Source organism: Streptomyces sp. BF23-19, from assembly GCF_041106355.1.
Lineage (GTDB): Bacteria > Actinomycetota > Actinomycetes > Streptomycetales > Streptomycetaceae > Streptomyces > Streptomyces virginiae_A.
This window is the reverse complement of the sequence record NZ_JBGBPT010000001.1, coordinates 21,756-39,126: the sequence shown is the minus strand read 5'-3', so window position 1 is coordinate 39,126 and position 17,371 is coordinate 21,756. Positions and strand designations below refer to the sequence as shown.

At 72.0% G+C, this 17,371-nt stretch carries 11 protein-coding genes; 5 read left to right on the top strand and 6 right to left on the bottom strand.

Annotation, left to right across the window (positions count from 1 at the left end):
- Window positions 1-107: 107 nt before the first annotated feature.
- Entirely contained in the window at window positions 108-1,835 is a 1,728-nt protein-coding gene (locus tag AB8A24_RS00140) for a thiamine pyrophosphate-dependent enzyme (RefSeq protein ID WP_369474100.1), read from the bottom strand.
- Between the two features lie 59 nt (window positions 1,836-1,894).
- Window positions 1,895-3,523 carry an FMN-binding glutamate synthase family protein gene (locus tag AB8A24_RS00135; RefSeq protein WP_328960433.1) on the bottom strand — a complete coding sequence of 543 codons (1,629 nt, stop codon included), beginning with the start codon at window positions 3,521-3,523 and terminating at the stop codon, window positions 1,895-1,897.
- Between the two features lie 149 nt (window positions 3,524-3,672).
- On the opposite strand from AB8A24_RS00135, the gene AB8A24_RS00130 reads away from it, so the two are divergent.
- Together AB8A24_RS00130 and AB8A24_RS00125 are read left to right on the top strand one after the other, a co-directional pair.
- Complete coding sequence (locus AB8A24_RS00130) at window positions 3,673-3,858, top strand: hypothetical protein (protein WP_328960434.1); 186 nt, start codon at window positions 3,673-3,675, stop codon at window positions 3,856-3,858.
- Between the two features lie 460 nt (window positions 3,859-4,318).
- Window positions 4,319-5,572 carry an LLM class flavin-dependent oxidoreductase gene (locus AB8A24_RS00125; protein ID WP_328960435.1) on the top strand — a complete coding sequence of 418 codons (1,254 nt, stop codon included), beginning with the start codon at window positions 4,319-4,321 and terminating at the stop codon, window positions 5,570-5,572.
- Here AB8A24_RS00125 and AB8A24_RS00120 read toward each other — a convergent pair.
- Window positions 5,560-6,417: a formyltransferase family protein gene (locus AB8A24_RS00120; protein ID WP_328960436.1), complete on the bottom strand. Its 858-nt coding sequence runs from the start codon at window positions 6,415-6,417 to the stop codon at window positions 5,560-5,562. The genes AB8A24_RS00125 and AB8A24_RS00120 overlap by 13 nt on opposite strands.
- Window positions 6,418-6,622: 205 nt before the next feature.
- Between AB8A24_RS00120 and AB8A24_RS00115 the strand changes: the two genes are divergently transcribed.
- The 3 genes from AB8A24_RS00115 (at window position 6,623) to AB8A24_RS00105 (ending at window position 13,721) form a co-directional block, all read left to right on the top strand.
- Window positions 6,623-8,680: a protein kinase gene (locus AB8A24_RS00115; protein ID WP_369474097.1), complete on the top strand. Its 2,058-nt coding sequence runs from the start codon at window positions 6,623-6,625 to the stop codon at window positions 8,678-8,680.
- A gap of 179 nt (window positions 8,681-8,859) precedes the next feature.
- Entirely contained in the window at window positions 8,860-12,591 is a 3,732-nt protein-coding gene (locus AB8A24_RS00110; protein ID WP_369474095.1) for a S8 family serine peptidase, read from the top strand.
- Window positions 12,592-12,728: 137 nt separating this feature from the next.
- Window positions 12,729-13,721: a helix-turn-helix domain-containing protein gene (locus AB8A24_RS00105; protein ID WP_369474094.1), complete on the top strand. Its 993-nt coding sequence runs from the start codon at window positions 12,729-12,731 to the stop codon at window positions 13,719-13,721.
- Window positions 13,722-13,805: 84 nt separating this feature from the next.
- On the opposite strand, the gene AB8A24_RS00100 is transcribed toward AB8A24_RS00105, so the two are convergent.
- From AB8A24_RS00100 to AB8A24_RS00090, 3 genes are read right to left on the bottom strand one after another with little or no spacing between them, the layout of a single operon-like run.
- Entirely contained in the window at window positions 13,806-14,054 is a 249-nt protein-coding gene (locus AB8A24_RS00100) for a hypothetical protein (protein ID WP_328960440.1), read from the bottom strand.
- Window positions 14,051-15,964, bottom strand: a complete 1,914-nt coding sequence (locus AB8A24_RS00095; RefSeq protein ID WP_369474092.1) for a peroxidase family protein — start codon at window positions 15,962-15,964, stop codon at window positions 14,051-14,053. Before AB8A24_RS00095 ends, AB8A24_RS00100 begins: the two co-directional genes overlap by 4 nt.
- A 10-nt stretch (window positions 15,965-15,974) precedes the next feature.
- Window positions 15,975-17,369 (bottom strand): hypothetical protein, encoded by a 1,395-nt coding sequence (locus tag AB8A24_RS00090; RefSeq protein ID WP_328960442.1) that lies wholly within the window; start codon window positions 17,367-17,369, stop codon window positions 15,975-15,977.
- Between the last annotated feature and the right edge of the window lie 2 nt (window positions 17,370-17,371).

The following is a 17,371-nucleotide window of genomic DNA, read 5'->3' as shown; positions in this document are numbered from 1 at the left end:
GTGAATGAAAGGATCAACCAACCTCTTGAACGGCGTCTGCCCCGGTTTTCCCGTTGTGCACATCGCTCGCGGGCGTTTCGTGGTCGACCGGCGTCCTCTTGTGGCCGTCAGCCTTCATGGCCCGGCAGGAGTTCCTTGGCCTTGGCCACGGCGAAACCCCAGCCCTGCGCCACGGTCGGTTTGCCGGGCACGGCCACTTCCTCCGGGTTGGTCAGCACGTCCAGCAGGACCGGCCCCGGCGTCTCGAAGACCCGGCGCACGCCCTCGTGGAGCTCGGCCGGGTCGGTGACGCGGATCCCCGTCAGGCCGAGGGCCGTGGCGACCGCGGCGAAATCGGGATTGTCGAGTTCCGTGCCGAATTCGGGCAGGCCCGCCTGCTCCTGTTCCAGCTTGACCATGCCCAGGCGGCGGTTGTCGAAGACGACGAGCTTCACCGGCAGCCGGTACGTCTTGATGGTCATGAGGTCCCCGAGCAGCATGCTCAGCCCGCCGTCCCCGCAGAGCGCGACGATCTGCCGGTCGGGCGCCCACAGTTGGGCACCGAGGGCCTGCGGCATGGCGTTGGCCATCGAGCCGAGGTTGTACGAGCCGATCAGGCGGCGGTCGCCGCGCATGGTGACGAAGCGGGAGAGCCAGACGGTGGCCATGCCGGTGTCGGAGGTGAAGACGGCGTCGGCGTCGGCGTAGGCGTCCACCGCCGCGGCCAGCGCCTCCGGGCGGATGGCGTGCTCGCGGTTGTCCAGGACGGCCCGCAGCTTCCCGGTCCAGCGGTGCTCGTGTGCGGGGTCGGCGAGCCGCTGCTGCCCCTCCTGCCAGCGGAGGAAACGTTCCCGGGCGTCGTCGAGGTGCGCCCGGTCGGGGACCGCCTTCAACAGCGGCAGCAGGGCCCGCAGCGTGGCCCCGACGTCGCCGGCCAGGCCCACGTCCACGGGGGTGCGGCGTCCCAGATGGTCCTCGCGGGAGTCGACCTGGATCACCTTGACGTCCTTCGGGTACCACTCCCGGTAAGGGAAGTCGGTGCCCAGCATGAAGAGCACGTCCCCGCTGTCGAGCGCGTGGGCGGCGGCGGGGTTGCCGATGAGGCCGGTCTGGCCCACCTGGAAGGCGTTGTCGTCCTCGAAGCCCTCTTTCGCCTTCAGCGTGAGCACCATGGGCGCCGCCAGCAGCTCGGCGGTCCGCAGGACCTCGGTACGGGCCTCGCGGGCGCCCTGGCCGACGAGGAGGGTCACCCGGGACGCGGCGTTCAGCAGCTCGGCGGCCCGGGCCAGGGCCGGGTCGTCGGGCCGGGTGACGGCGCGGTCCAGGGCGAACCGCGTGGGCCTGTCGTCGCTCAGCTCCTGATCGCCCAGGTCGCCGGGGACCGTCAGGACAGCCACTCCGCCCTGGGTCACGGCGGCGCGTACGGCCGATTCGAGCAGGCGCGGCATCTGGTCCGGCGAGGTGACGGTGGCCCGGTGGACGGCGACGTCGCGGAAGAGCAGGTCGTTGTCGACCTCCTGGAAGTAGTCGCTGCCGATCTCGGCGAGGGGGACCTGGCCGCAGATGGCCAGGACGGGCGTGCGGCTCTTGGCGGCGTCGTAGAGGCCGTTGAGCAGGTGCACGGATCCAGGTCCCACCGTGCCCATGCACACCCCGAGGGTCCCGGAGAGCTGGGACTGTGCCGAGGCGGCGAAGGCCGCGGCCTCCTCGTGCCGGCAGCCGATCCAGTTCAGGCCGGCGGACGTGCGGATGGCGTCGGTCAGCGGGTTCAAGGCGTCTCCGACGACGCCGAAGACGTGCTGGACGCCGAGTTCCTCGAGTGCGTCGACGATGACGTGGGCGACGGTGCGTGCCACGGGACTGCCCTTCGTTTGCCGGTTCAGCGGCCGGTTCGGCGAGTTGTTCAGCGGTGGTTTCAGCGGGTGGAGTGGGTGAAGCGGTCGGGGTCGGCCGCCTCCCAGTCGGCTGCCCAGCTTTCGGGCGGCGAAGCGAGCAGTTCTCCGGGGGCGAGCCAGGCGTACAGTTCGGCGTACGAGCGGACGGTGTGCGGGTCCACCCGCTGGAGCAGCATGTGGGGGCGCAGCCCGCGCGCGTCGTCGACGCCCATGGCTGCCATGATCTGCAGCGCGCTCTTGACGGTCGCCTCCTGGTAGCGCCGTACGCGCTGCGCCTTGTCACCGACGTCCAGGGCCCGGGCGCGCCGCTCGTCCTGGGTCGCGACCCCGACGGGGCAGGTGTTGGTGTGGCAGCGCTGGGCCTGGATGCAGCCGATCGCGAACATCATGGCGCGGGCCGAGTTGGTGTAGTCGGCGCCTTGGACCAGGCGTTTGACGAGGTCGCTTCCGGTGGCGATCTTTCCGGAGGCTCCGATCCGGATGCGGTCGCGCAGCCCGGAACCGACGAGGGCGTTGTGGACGGTCATCAGGCCGTCCCCGAGCGGCAGGCCGACGTGATCGGCGAACTCCAGGGGCGCCGCGCCCGTTCCGCCCTCCGCCCCGTCGACAACGATGAAGTCGGGGGTGGTGTCCGCCTCCCGCATGGCCTTGCACACGGCGAGGAACTCGCGGCGCGAGCCGACGCACAGCTTGAACCCCACGGGCTTGCCGCCGGCGAGCTCCCGCATGCGGGCCAGGAAGCGCACCAGCTCGCGCGGGGTGGAGTACACGCGATGGAACGGCGGCGAGACGACGGTCTCCCCCTGCGGCACCCCGCGCACCCGCGCGATCTCCGCGTTCACCTTGGCACCGGGCAGGACGCCGCCGATGCCCGGCTTGGCGCCCTGACTGATCTTCAGCGACACGCATTTGACCTGCGGGTGCGCGGCCTTCTCGGTGAACTGCCGCTCGTCGAAGCCCCCGTCGCCGGTACGGCACCCGAAGTATCCGGTGCCGATCTCCCACACGAGGTCCCCGCCGGGGCGCCGGTGGTACTCGGACACGCCGCCCTCGCCGGTGTCGTGGGCGAAACCGCCCAGCTGAGCTCCGGAGTTGAGGGCGAGGACGGCGTTGGCGGACAGGGAGCCGAAGCTCATCGCCGAGACGTTGAGCAGGGACATGTCGTACGGCTCGGTGCAGTCGGGACCGCCGACCCGGACCCGGGGTGGATCGGCCCGTACCGGGTGCGGGGCCATGGACGGCGTGAGGTATTCGCTGCCGGGCCGGAGGAGGTCCAGCTCGGTGCCGAACGCCTCCTCCGCGTCCGTGCCCTTGGCCCGCTCGTAGACGATGCTGCGGGTGTCACGGTCGAAGGGGCTGCCGTCGATGTTCCGCTCGATGAAGTACTGCTGGATCTCCGGCCGCAGCGCCTCCAGAGCGAACCGGAGATGACCGAGCAGGGGGTAGTTCCGCAGGACGGAATGCCGGCGTTGCAGGAGGTCGTACGAGGCCACCAGGACGAGCAACAACGACGGAACGGCCAGGGCCCACCACCAGGGCGAGAGGAGGACGGCGCCGACCGCGGCGAGCGCCGCTGCGGCGCCGGGCAGGATCAGGGTAAGTGTCTTCAGCACGCCCCGCTTGTGTCCCGAAGACCGCGCGCCAAGCATTCCCGGGGGTGCCCAGGACGCGCCCGCGCGTGGGCGAGCCCGGGTTCCTTTCCGTTTCTCCGCGGCACGGCGAGATCCTGCCGGAGCAGCCACTCATGATCCGGCCCGCACGGGGAACACGGCCGTCACCGACCGAAAGGGGCATGGACATGCTCGGCATCACCGCCGCAGTGCTGTTCTTCATCGCGTTCCTGATCAATGCCGCCACCATCAGCACCAACGAAGTGTTCAGCTCCACCAACTTCATGCTGATCGGTCTCGCCGCGCTCGCGCTCCACGTCGCCGGCATCGGCCACGGATGGGCTGCCCGTGGGGGCCGGAGCCGTAGGCGCTGACCCCCTGGCATCGAGGAAAAGCGGGAGCGGGGTCCCGCGGCGCGACGCTCGGGCGCGATCTGCCGCTCGCCGTGGGACTCGCCGGTACGGCCGCGGGTCGGCCTGTGCCCGGTACGTGCCGCGAGCTCACAGCTCACAGATGCCCCGCCCGGTGCGCGCGCGGGACGTCGGGCCTCTGCGGCGAGCCGCACCTTGCCGGCTCATGGACCGCCCGACGGGACGCACGGTATCGCTGATGACGGCGAAGCCCGTGACCGGCGAACCGAGGATCAGCAGCGCCCGCTTCCGGCCTACCGCAACGGACCAGGCCGGCGGCTGCTCGTTGCCCGTTCGCCGACAACCACGAAGGGGCCCTTCGGCTCCGTCGCGGCCACGGGCCGGAATGCGCCCCTGTCGGGCGGCCGTGGACACGCAGTAGCGTCGGCCGGGCGGTGTAGGGCGAGGGACCGGGAGCGCACGGGTGCGGTTCGACATCTTCTGCAGCCTGACGCAGGCTCAGCCGGGCGGAGTCCTGCCTCCCCATGCGACGGTGTTGCGCAACTTCCTCGAACAGGCCCAGGTCGCCGACCGGTTGGGGTTCGGCACCGTGTGGGTGGCCGGCAGTCATTTCAGCAGCGAGCTGCAGCGGGCGCATCGGCGGCCGGTGATCCCCCATTGGCGGGGGGAGATCGGGCTGAACACGGACTTCTGTCAGCTGGCGGGGCAGGTCCTGGCCCGTACGCAGCGGATCGAGGTGGGGTCCGCCATCATGAACATCGTCGGTCAGGGCGGACCGCTGGCCGCCGCCGAGCGGGTGGCCGCGCTGCTGGGCTGGCACGGGCTCGACCCGGCCGAGCGGCGCCGGATCCGCGTCGGGTTCGCCGGGGGGCGGTTCGACTACGTCAGCCGGCTCAGCGGAGTGCTCCCGCGTACCGGGTGGGAGCGGGAGGCCTGGCCGCAGGTCCGCTCGGCCGTCGCCGCCGAGGCGGCCGAGATCTTCGTACGGCTGCTGGCCGGTGAGGCCCTCGCCAGTGATGACGTCCCCGAAGCGCAACTGGGGCCCGAACACTTCGACGACCCCGACACGTACCGGCGGACGCGGAAGGCGGGCGCCCCGGCGGGAGACCGGATCGTGGTGCCGCGCCGGTGGGAGTTCGAAGCCGTCAGGGCAGTACCGGAGATCGCCCGGCCGGACCTCCTCGAACTCGTCACGGGCTCGCAGGACCCGACCCTGCAGGCCCGGCTGAACCGGTTCCGACCGGTGAAGGTGTTCAACCTCAGCATCACCCCGGCGGCGGTCATCGAGGCGACTCACGCGCGCATGCACCGGATGTACCACCCGGCGGGTGGGCCGTGGCGGCGCGGGTACATGCCGCGCACCGTATTCGTGTTCCTCCAGGACGACCCCGGCAGGTCCGCGGGCGGCAACCGGGCTGCCGCGCGCGAGGACGCCGAGATGCGGCTGGCGGCCTACTGGCGGGCGCTGGAGGGCACTCTGGATCCTGCGCGCATCGCGTCAGCGGCCGACAACGCCCTCGTCGGCACCGCCGCCGACATAGCCGAGCAGATCGCCGGCCGGTTCCACCCCGAGGACCGCCTCATGCTCTGGTTCGACTTCTTCACCCATGACAGCCGACGGGTCTGCGAGCAGATGGAATCGTTCATGACCGCCGTGGTGCCCCGACTCCCCCAGCCCTACGGCAGCCCGTACGACTGCCGCGCTCACACCGAGTGAACCCGGACCGCATGGTCCGCGGCCTGCACGGTCCATCCGTCGCCATGCCGGGTCAGCACCTCGCCCGGCTCCGCGTTCCTGCCGCACCCCGCCTCGTACAGGTGGCCGACCTGCACCCGGACCCCCTCGACGCAGGCCGCGGCGCGGGGCCCGAGCACGTTGAGCGCCGCCACCTTGCGCTGCAGCGTCCGTGCCGGATCGGTGAAGTCGATGAGCTGCTCGACTTCGGTGAACGGCGGCGTGTGGGAGGCCTGTTCGCCGTTCTGCACCACGCCGGGGTCCCCCGCCACGGCACGCGCGGCCCCTTCCTCCAGTACCTGGGCCATCAGGTCGACCGAGGCCGCGCGCAGAGCGGCGGCACTCAGCTCGGCGGGCAGGGGCGCCTCGCGGCGGCTCAGCACCGGACCGGTGTCGAAGTCCTCCGCGGTCCGGTGCAGCGTCGCCCCGATCGTGGAGGCCCCCTCGTAGACGAGCCGGAACGGGTTCGGACCGCGCCCGGCCGGCAGGGCGGACGGGTGCAGGTTGAGCGCCCCGAACCGGGGCACGGCGAGGAGCTGTGGCGGAATCCTGCGCGGGAACGCGGCCGAGATCACCAGATCGGGTGCCAGCGCGGCGACCAATGGGGTCGCCACCGTGGTCAGGGACCGCGTCACCAGGACGTGTGAGTCCTGTGGCAGGTCGAGCACCAGCGGGTTCGCCCGTGCGTCGTAACGCCGGCCGGCTCCCACCGGCGGAGTCACCACCAAGGACAGCTCGTGCCCGTGCCGTCCGGCCCAATCGGCCACCAGCCGGTACCCGGTCATCAACGCGCTCAACACGACGACACGCAAGGGTGCAACAGTCACCCGTGCATGCTAGCCGGCCGGCCCGGGGGTGGGAGTACGTCGGCAAGGGCCTCGGGGGAACGGGCGGACCGGCAGACCGGCGACCAGCTGGACAGGTTGTCAGAGGCACCCTTGTCTGGTCTCCGCAAGGGCCTCGCTTGACTGGTGGTCGGCACGACAGGTAGGGAGAGGCTGTTCATTGCGCAAGGTGTGAAACGGGGGACATATGAAGCCGCTCGAAACGGGGGATCCCACCTCGCTCGGCGAGGGCCGCTACCGGCTGGTGGGACGGCTCGGCCAGGGGGGCATGGGCGTGGTCTACCTGGGCCGCTCCCGGTCCGGCCGTGCGGTCGCCGTCAAGGTCGTACGTCCCGAGCTGAGCACCGATCCCGGGTTCAGGCGCAGGTTCGCCGACGAGGTCGCGGCCGCGCGGCGGGTCGGCGGCTTCCACACCGCGCCGGTGGTCGACGCCGACCCGGACGGGGAGCCGGCCTGGCTGGTGACGGCCTTCGTGCCCGGTCCCACCCTGCAAGCGGTACTGGCGCGCGTCGGATCGCTGCCCCTGGACACGCTCACCGTGCTGGCCGCGGGCCTGGCCGAGGCACTCGAGGCGATCCACCGAGCGGGGGTCATCCACCGTGATCTCAAGCCCGCGAACATCATCGTCGCGGAGGACGGGCCGCGTGTCATCGATTTCGGCATCGCGCGCGCCCTGGACGGAACGTCCCTGACACAGACCGGCCTGCAGGTCGGCACGCCGGGATTCCTGGCACCCGAGCAGCTCACCGGCGGTGGCGTGCTCACCCCCGCGGTCGACATGTTCGCTCTGGGGGTGGTGCTCACCCAGGCGGCGGGCGGCGCCCCCTTCGGCGACGGCCCGTCCGCGGCCAGGCACTACAAGGTGGTCCACGAGGAGCCGGACCTGACCGCGGTGCCCCGTGAACTCCGCGAAGCCATCGGCGCCTGCCTGTCCAAGGACCCGGCCGCACGGCCCACCCCGGCCGCCTTCCTCGGTACCCTCACCGTCCGCCACCCGGACGGTGGCTCCTGGCTGCCGGAGGCGGCGACGCAACTGCTCCCGCCCCCGGAACCGGCGGTGCGCCCCACCACGCCGGACAGCCCGTGGGACAGCCCGCCGGACAGCCCGTCGGCCACCGCGCAGGACCTCCCGGTACCGGACGCCGCCCCGCCCGCCGTCGCGGAGCCCCGTACGGAGCAGTCGCGCACCATGACCGGCCCCGTGGCGCAGCCCTCCCCCTCCCCCGCGCGGGTACCGCAGGCGGTTCCGGGGATGCCGCGGCGTCGCCGCGCGGTGGTGGCGGCGTTGCTCGTGACGTCGCTCGCGGCGGTCGGCCTCTTCGTGTGGCAGCCCTGGAAGGACTCCACCAAGGACAACTCCAAGCCCCACGCCGCCGCGCCCACCGGATCCACCTCCGCCTCCGCCCCTGCCCCGTTCCCGGCCGATCCCCTGCTGATCCGGCAGGACACCGCCCCGGGCTGGCCCGGCACGTGCCACAGCGTCATCGCCCGCCGGGACGCAGCGACGGAGAAGCCCGTGGGGCTCATCGCCGGGGGCGCAGGCGCCTGCGACACCCTGCCCCAGTGGTCGCCCGACCGCAGGTCGTTCGCGTTCACCCGCAGCACGCCCGAGGGCACGGCCGTCTGGACCGCCAGTGCCGACGGTTCGAACGCTCGGTGGATCACCTCCATCGCCGGCGGCAGGGTGTCCTGGTCGCCGGACGGCAGCCGGCTCGCCGTGCTCCGCAAGAAGGACGGTGTCCAGCAGCTGTTCGTGGTCGGCGTCGCCGACGGCACGGCTCGCCAGATCACTTCGGGCGGGAGCCAGGTCGAGGATCCCGCGTGGTCGCCGGACGGCAAGAGCATCGCGGTCTGCCTGCAGACGGGGCCCGGGAACTGGCAGATCCATCTGGTCGACCCCGCCGACCCGAACCGGGCGCCACAGCAGGTGACCCGGCTGCCCCATCCGGCACTCGACCCGGTGTGGTCACCCGACGGCACCACCTTCGCCTACACAGCGGGGACATACGGCACGAACACTCAGGGCGACATCCGCCTCGTGGACGCCGACGGCAGTGACGATCGTGAACTGGTCTCCACCAGTGCCCATGAGATGGACCCCGCCTGGTCCCCCGACGGCACCTGGGTGGCCTTCGTCCGCGGCCCGTACGAGAAGCCCGTGATCTGGGCCGTACGCGCGGACAAGACCGGCGAGCGCCCGCTCACCACCGGCGCCACCACCGAGGGGCATCCCGCCTGGCGCTGAATCTCGTCGGCGGCGGAGGACCGGGGGTGACCGGGGGTGACCGGGTGGTGGAGGCCTGCGGGAAGTGTCCGGATCGTGCCTGGATTCGCGCGGTTTACGACTGGCAAATGCTTGCCACGGCGGGGACTTGCCACCCGGCGGCCTTCACGCCGGCGCCGCACGGTCGATAGACCCATGGCATGTCCTCCTCCTCTCAGTCCTCCGCGTTCCGGCGCAGGTGCCGGCAGCTGATCTCGGCCGCCGCCGCGGTGCCTCTGCTCGCGTCGGGGCTCGCGGTGCTGCAAGCACCCGCACTGGCCGCTCCGAGCAAACCCACGGCTCCCGCCAGTCCTTCGGCGACCCACAAGGTCACCCTGGTCACTGGCGACGTCGTCACGGTCACCACGATGGCCGACGGCAAGCAGACCGCCGAGGTCGATCGACCGGACAGTGCCGTCGGCGGCGTGAAGATCCAGCAGATCAAGGGAGACCTGTTCGTCGTCCCGGACGAGGCCGTGCCGTTGCTGGGCACGGACAGGCTGGACCGGCGGCTGTTCAACGTCACCGACCTGATCGAGATGGGCTACGACGACGCGAGGTCGGCCGCGGTCCCGCTGATCGCGACGTACGCCCGGACGAGGTCCGGCGCCGCCGTCGAGCCGACGGCTCCCCGCGGCAGCCGGCTGACCCGCAACCTCAAGGACATCGGCGGTGCCGTCCTCAGCACCGAGAAGGGGCAGGCCCGTACCTTCTGGAGTTCCGTCGCGCCGCAGGGCAGCGCGACGTTGGGCGCCGGTGTGGCGAAGCTGTGGCTCGACGGCCGGGTGAAGGCCGATCTCAAGGAGAGCGTGCCGTTGATCGGCGCCCCCACGGCCTGGGCGGCGGGTTACACGGGCAAGGGCGTCAAGGTCGCGGTGCTCGACACCGGCATCGACGTCGACCACCCCGACTTCGCCGGCCTCATCGACGGCACCGCCAGCTTCGTACCCGGTGAGGGCGTCACCGACGTCAACGGGCACGGCACGCACGTGGCCGGCACGATCGTCGGCTCCGGCGCCGCCTCCGGAGGCGACAACAAGGGCGTCGCCCCCGGCGCCGACCTGTACGTCGGCAAGGTGCTCGGCGGCGCGGAGGGCTACGGCCAGGACTCCTGGATCATGGCCGGCATGCAGTGGGCCGCCGAGTCCGGTGCGGACGTGGTCAACATGAGTCTCGGCGACTCGTACCCGACGGACGGCAGCGACCCGATGTCGCAGACGGTCGACGCGCTCTCCGCGCAGTACGGCACGCTGTTCGTCATAGCCGCCGGCAACTCGGGACCGGAGAGCATCTCCGCCCCGGGCGCGGCCGCCTCGGCGCTGACCGTGGCCGCCACGGACAAGCAGGACCGGCTCGCGAGTTTCTCCAGCACCGGCCCGCTGACCCGCTCCGGCGGCATGAAGCCGGACATCGCGGCGCCCGGCGTGGACATCACCGCGGCCCGCTCCTCCCGGATGACCGACGGCGGCGCGGGTGCCTACCGCACCATCAGCGGCACGTCGATGGCCACCCCGCACGTGGTCGGCGCGGCGGCGATCCTGGCCCAGCAGCACCCGGACTGGACCGGCGCACAGCTCAAGGAACACCTGATGAGCACCGCGAAGGGCCTGGACGGCGGGTACTCGCCGTACGAGGTCGGTACCGGCCGTCTCGACGTGGCCGCTGCCGTGCACACCACGGTCCGCGGCACCGGATCGCTCTTCTTCGGCAACTACACCTGGCCGCACGAGCCGAGTGACGTGGCCGTCACGAAGGCCCTGACCTTCACCAACACCGGCTCCGCCGACGTCACGCTGAACCTGGCGCTGACCGGCGGCGGCCCGTTCACGCTGGGAGCCACCAAGGTGACCGTCCCGGCGGGTGGCACCGCCGCCGTCCCGGTGACCGGTGACCCGGGGGCCGCCGCGGCGGGCCGGCACGTCGGCTACGTGAGCGCCACGGACGCGGCCACCGGGCAGCCGGTGACCCGTACCTCCGTGGCGCTCCTCAAGGAGGAGGAGCGCTACGACCTGAACATCAAGCTGGTGGGGAGGGACGGCAAGCCGGCCGCCGGCTGGGTCGGAGTCAACCTGGCGGGCGACGTCTGGCCGTGGACGGTCTACGTCGACGGATCGACCACCATGCGCATGGCACCGGGTACGTACACCGTCGCCGGATACCTCGACGTGGCCGGCGAGAAGGCGGACCGCTCGGGGCTGGCCGTGCTCGTCGACCCGGAGACGGTGCTCAAGGGCCGCTCCGCCGACGTGGTGCTCGACGCGAGCAGGGCACGCCTGCTGCAGACCGAGGCGCCGGAGCGGACCGAGGACCGCCAGCGCAAGGTCGACTTCAACGTCCACTACAAGGGCCTCGACCCGTACCTGGACCACCGCAGCGCGTACGTGCTGCCGCCGACGTACGACGACGTCTACGTCGCACCGACGGAGGCGATGAAGCAGGGCGAGTTCGTGCTGATCACCCGTTGGCGCAAGGGTGAGCCGCAGCTCGGCCTGAGCACGCCGGGCGGTCGGCTCCGGCTCGACGCGCTCGTGCAGGCGGGCAGCGCCCTGGGCACCGCCACGGACAGGCTGGACGTCGTCCACGCGGGCAACGGCGCGGCGGCCGCGTACGAGAAGGTCAAGGCCAAGGGCAGGGTGGTCGTCGTCGACCGCAGTGACGAGGTCGGGCCGCAGGAGCGCGCCGAGGCCGCGGTCGCGGCCGGCGCGAAAGTGCTGATCGTGGTCAACGACGGCGTCGGGGCTCTGATGGAGTACGTCGGAGAGTCGGCCATCCCGGTCGCCTCCGTGCACCGCGACGCGGGCAAGGCCCTTGTCTCGATGGCCAGGAGCGGCAAGGACAAGCTGACCGTCAAGCAGACCGAGTACACGCCGTTCGTCTACGACCTGACCCGGGACTACCCCGGCCGGGTGCCGGACCGGGCCCTGGTCTACAAGCCGAGCAAGGGTGACCTCGCCCGGATCGACGCCCGCTACTACTCCGCCACGGGCGGCCTGTCGGCGGAAGGCTACCGTTCCGACTTCACCCTCAGCCCGTCGTTCAACCTTCCCGAGCGTGAGTGGCACCCTGGTACTCGCACCGAGTGGGTGACTCCGGGCCAGGTCTGGAGGGAGTTCCACACGCAGGGTGTCGACGGAGCCCTGCCGTGGTCGATGGTGTCGGGCGACAACACATACGCCAAGGGTGGCACCACCCGGCTGGACTGGTTCGCTCCGGCGACGCGGCCCGGCCAGAGCGAGTCCTTCGGCGTGTACAACTCCCGCTGGCAGAACTACATGACCTGGAACGTCCAGGCGTGGGCCTCCGCCGGCGACACCATGCGGCTCGGCGGCTACCTGCCGTGGGGTGAGACACCGTCCCACCTGCAGGTCTTCCAGGGCGGCACGCTGATCCACGACAACCCGGTCGGCGGAGACATGCAATGGGTGGAGGTACCGGCGGGGAATCTGCCCTACCGCACCGTCCTCGACGCGGAGCGGCCCGGCGACGTCTTCCGGCTGTCGACGCGCACCCACACCGAGTGGACCTTCATGTCCGACACGGTCGACTCGGACTCCTTCGAGCCGTTCTCGGTGCTGAACCTGGACTACAAGCTGGAGTCCGACCTGCACGGCGACCTCAAGGCCGGCGCGAAGCAGCAGATCGCCCTGAAGCCGGTGTCCATGGACCGCGGCACCGTGCCCGGCACCGTGTCCACGGTGACGCTGGACGTCTCGCACGACGACGGCGCCACCTGGCGGAAGGTGACCCTGGCCAAGGGCGCCGGCGGCACCTGGACGGGTTCGTTCACGACGGCCGAGCGGCCCGGCGGCTTCGTCTCCCTGCGCGCGAGCGCCGCGACGGACCAAGGCTTCGGCGTCAAGAACGAGATCATCCGGGCGTACGGCCTTCGATGAACCGCGCCATGGGGCCCCGGGGAGACGACTCCCCGGGGCCCTTCCCCTCACAGCTGCTCCCAGCAGGGACTGTTCAAGGTCTGCCGCCATGGCGCATACTCTCCCCGCTGCGGCAAGCGGAGGAGAATCGGTCGCCGATGCTGGATGTTCTTGGCCTCGGCCCCGATGACGAGCGCGTCTACCGGGCGCTGCTCGGACGGCCCGACTCCACCGCCACTGCGCTCGCGGACCTGCTCGTCCTGCCTCAGGACCACGTCGACACGGCGTTGTCCCGCCTCGTCGAGTGGGGACTGGCGACCCGGTCGGCGGACGAGCGGTTCACCGCGGCGCCGCCGGCCATGGCGCTCGGCGCGCTCATCAGCCAGCGCCGGGACGGGTTGCGGATGGCCGAGCATGCGCTGGTGGCCTTCGCCGAGGAACACCGGGCGGCGATGACCGGCGACAGCATCAGTGATCTGATCGAGGTCGTCACGGGTGTCGACGCCATCCGCCACCGCTTCCTCCAGGTGCAGCAGGCGGCCCGCACGCAGGTCCGAAGCTTCATCACCGCTCCGTTCGTCGCTCTGTCGCCCGACGAGAACACGGCAGAACCCGTGGCCATCGGCCGCGGTGTTCACTTCCGGGCGGTACTGGACCGGGCCGTGCTGGCGGAGCCGGGCATCATCGATGATGCGATCGAATCACTGCGCAGGGGCGTGCAGCTGCGTGTCGCCGACGAGCTGCCGATGAAACTCGTGCTGGCCGACGCCGACCTCGGCCTCGTCCCGCTCACGGTCACGCCGGACGGAGAGCCCGGCGCCGTGCTGCTGCACCGCAGCGGCCTGCTGGACGCGCTGGACGCGCTGTTCGAGACGGTGTGGCGGACCGCCCACCCGCTCGAACTCTCCGGCACCGGCGGGGAGGCCGAACCCACCGTCGAGCTCGGTGCGACGGGCCCGACCGACCTCGACCGGAGGATCCTCGCGCTCCTCCTGGCCGGCCTGACCGACCAGACGGCCGCGGCACAACTCGGCCTGTCACCACGGACGCTGCACCGACGCCTGCGCCACCTCACGGACATGGCCGGAGTCCGAACCCGGATGCAGCTCGGCGGATACGCCGTCCGACACGGCTGGGTGGGGCCACCCTGACACGCGCATACGCGGCGAGACGGTCCGCGCCGTGGCCGGGCCGGCCGCCGCTCGACGACCGGCCCGGGTACGACGACGCTCCGGTCAGCGAGGGCGCTCGTACGCCTCCAGATGGGTCGCCGAGAGGGTCAGACCGTCCGCTGCCGTCGTGCAGCGGTCGGCCAGGGTTTCGACCTGGCGGCGGAAGGCTTCCGCTTCCGGGCCCTGCCAGGTGAGCGCCTCGGCCGAGGCGCGCAGGCGGTCCGCGTGGGCGCGCAGAGCCGTGGAGTGGGCGCGCAGGCCGGCCGCCGGGGCGTGGCGGCGTTCGGACCGGGCGGCCGGGATCGTGGTCACAGGGACCTCCAGGGGGCGAAGGCGTTGGTGACCCCGGCCAGGGCCGGGGCGAGTTCGGGGTGGTGGCGCAGCAGTACGGTGACCATCGAGTTGCGGTCGACCCACTCCAGGCCCTGCTCCGTGTAGACCTCGGGCCGGTAGTCGGTGGTGAAGAAGCGGTCGCTCTTCAGCCGCCGGCTGGCCATCAGGATGAAGATCCGGAAGAGGGAGTCGCTGAAGCCGAACCCGGCGGGGCGGGGCTCCGCGAGGTTCCCGACCAGGGTGTCGACCCGGTCGAGCCTCCCGTCGTACAGGTCCCTGAGCAGCGGGGTGTCCCCCGGGTGCCCTCCGGTGAGCTCCTCGAAGGAGGCGACCGGGCGCTTGCGCAGCATCTGCCGGTAGGCGTTGTAGCGCGGGATGCCCCGCTCGCGGTCACGCAGGATGTCGACGGTCCCGAGGTCGATGCGCTCGCCGGAGAGCCGGGCGAGGTCGCGCAGCGCGTCGGGGTGGTTGTGCAGGACGAGGGCGCCGGGGTGCTCGGTGCCGAAGGTGTAGAACAGGTCGCTCATCCCGTACGCGTCGATGGCGCTGCGGGTGGTCGCGCCCTGCATGTCGTCGAAGCCGATGACCTCGCGGACGGACCCCCGGGTGTGGTCGCGCACCGTGACCTCGTCGGGGATGAGCGGGTGCAGTCGGTAGGCGGAGACGAACTCCTCCGTCATCGAGTACGGCGCCGCGTGGTGGTCGGTCGGCGAGCCGAGGATGCCGCTGAGCATCTCGCCGCTGCCGATCCGGCCGTACCGCTTGGAGACCCAACGGGGCAGCACGCCGTACCAGTTGGCGTCCATCGCGCGCTTCAGCACGGGGGTGTCGAGGACGCCCGGGGTCCACTCCACCGTGTGGATCTTCGCCATCAGGGCGGTGTTGACGAGCCGCGCCGTGTGGAAGAGCCGCTCGTCGTCCCAGGTGGGGTGGTGGGAGCGGATCCGGTCGCAGATCGCGTTGTGTTCCTTCGCGAAGAGCGTGTGGAGCAACGAGAGGCCGGTCCAGTAGTCGCTGTTCATCCCGGTGGCGTCGAGGCAGGCCAGGTCGGGGCGGGGGTCGGAGGGCAGCCGGCCGTCCCGGACGATGAGGTGTCCGTGCTCGGCGGTGCGCAGGGACCGGCAGCGGGCTTCGTCCGAGCCGTAGATCTGCGAGCCGTCCCACCAGTGCGTGACGGTGTTCTCGTACGTCGGCGGCGCGTCCGCGCTGGTGTGGGCGACCGGGTCGGGGCGGGTGCGGTTCACCCGCATCGGGCAGGTGCGGCCCGCCCAGTCGTCGTCGGCGGCGAGCGGGACGCTGAAGGGCTCGGCCTCCTCGTTGTCCCCGTGGTTGGCCCAGCCGTGGTTCTGGAACTGGATCCACGCGGCGGCCAGCAGGTTGAGGGTGGCAGCGGGGGTGAAGCCGCCCGAGCGGGCGAGCAGTTGCCTGCTGACCTCGCGGGGGCTCGGCGTCATGAGGTCTTCGTCGGAGTCCGGGAAGACCATGTGCAGCGGCGCGTTGCGGTCGAGCCGGGTTCCGGCCCTGCCCATGTCGATGTCGTCCGGGTCGTAGCCGGAGCCGTCGTACGAGCGGTAGGGCGCGAGGTCGCGGGTGGCCCGGCGGGGGCGTTCGCCGCCCGCGCCGTAGGTGTCGTACAGGTTCTTGCGGCGCAGGTCGTCGCGGAGCACCCGGAGGTTCAGCATGGCGACCGGGCCGGGGAGTTCCCACCAGTCGCGCGAACGGTTGATGCGATCGAAGGCGGCCGAGCCGAGGCGCTCCAGGAGTCCGGGCGGGCCGTAGGGGGCGGGTGCGGGACGATCGGCCTGCGCGGGCAGGGTCGCCGGGCGCGCGGCGCTCTCCGCCGCCTCGGCCCTGGCCGTCGTGTCGGTCGTATCGGTGGCGTCGGTCATCGTGCGGTCCTCAGCGGTCGTAGAGCTGGAAGAGCCGGGTGTCGGTGACCCGGCCGCGGAAGCGGGTGAGTTCCGCGTCGACATGGGCGCTCGCCTCCGGCACGTCGAACCGGAGGTTGTGCTCGTAGCGTTCGGCCGCGTGGCACAGCGGGAAGGCGTGCGTGTCGTCGGTCCAGGTGAATTCGGTGAACTGCGCGGGCAGGGCGTACGGGGAGACCGAGGAGCGTCCCTCCAGGCTCGGCACGACATCGTGCTCGTTGATCAGCGAGCAGACCCGGGTGGCCGGGTCCGCGGGCCGCTTCCCGTCGATGGGCGAGCCGATGGCGACGACGTGCGTGACCCGGTACAGCGCGCAGAACTCCCGGTCCCCGGCCAGGTTCATCGCGGTGATCCCGCCCAGGCTGTGACCGATCAGCGCGATCTCGGTGCCCGTGGGAACCACCATCCGCAGGGCTCGTGCGGTGGCCCTGGAGTAAGGGGTGCTGGGCCTGGCCACCGCGTGGATCGCGCCGAGCAGGTCCTGCGGGCTCTCGTTGCGCACCCCGTCGGCGGCCATTCCGGCGAGCTGGACCACGTACCGCGTCACCTGGTCGGGGCCCGACACCCGCTGGACGAGCAGGGTGCCGCCGGTGCCGACCGTCCCGATGTTGCGGAGGTACCCGCCGATGGTGCCGGAGGTGTCGAGGCGCTCCAGCAGTGCCGGCTCGGGGGGCTTGGGCTCGGCGCGGCCGGGCCCCCGGTCCAGGAGGGCCCAGATCCGGCTGCTGACGCCCATGACCGGCTCCGCGGCGGTCAGCGTGCGGCCGGTGGCGATCTCCCAGCCGGCCTCGTCGTTGAAGGGGTTCTCGTCGGTCAGCGCGTTCCACGCCAGGATGTCGGCGAAGGACGGGGCGAGCAGCGCGAAGGCGCGTTCGGCGCCCTGGCTGCCGATGATCCGCTTGAAGGTACGGACCGCCTCGCGCTGCCGGTCCTGCTCGACGGCCCTGAGCACGTGTGCGGTGTCGGGGTCGCTGAGCAGCTCGGGATGGGCGACGGCGGCCGCCCGGATGCGCGCCTTGAGACCGGTGACGGCGAGGCTGACCGCCAGGCTCTCCCGGCTGGTGAGGACTCCCGCGAGCCGACCGGCGCGGGCGACCCCGCGGCCGTCCGCGGCCCAGCCCAGGCCCTTCGGGTCCCTGAGCGTACGGAGCAGCGTGCGCAGCGCGGTACGGGCGCGGCCGGAGGCGCCCAGGGCGGCCAGCGGCAGCCGGGTGCCGAGGGCCAGTTCGGAGGCGTGCCGGGAGGCTTCGCGTACGGCGTCGGCGGCCTCGGCGAGGTCACGGCAGAGCTGGTGCAGGCCGGCCACGTCCGGTTCGCCGCCGGCGGGGGCGGACGCGGTGGAGGGGGCGGTGACGGCTTCGGGCACGG

Bases quoted from the DNA above. Each gene is read 5' to 3' on its own strand.
- AB8A24_RS00135 (WP_328960433.1), bottom strand. From the start codon at position 3,523: ATGCTTGGCGCGCGGTCTTCGGGACACAAGCGGGGCGTGCTGAAGACA.
- AB8A24_RS00130 (WP_328960434.1), top strand. From the start codon at position 3,673: ATGCTCGGCATCACCGCCGCAGTGCTGTTCTTCATCGCGTTCCTGATC.
- AB8A24_RS00115 (WP_369474097.1), top strand. From the start codon at position 6,623: ATGAAGCCGCTCGAAACGGGGGATCCCACCTCGCTCGGCGAGGGCCGC.
- AB8A24_RS00110 (WP_369474095.1), top strand. From the start codon at position 8,860: ATGTCCTCCTCCTCTCAGTCCTCCGCGTTCCGGCGCAGGTGCCGGCAG.
- AB8A24_RS00105 (WP_369474094.1), top strand. From the start codon at position 12,729: ATGCTGGATGTTCTTGGCCTCGGCCCCGATGACGAGCGCGTCTACCGG.
- AB8A24_RS00095 (WP_369474092.1), bottom strand. From the start codon at position 15,964: ATGACCGACGCCACCGATACGACCGACACGACGGCCAGGGCCGAGGCG.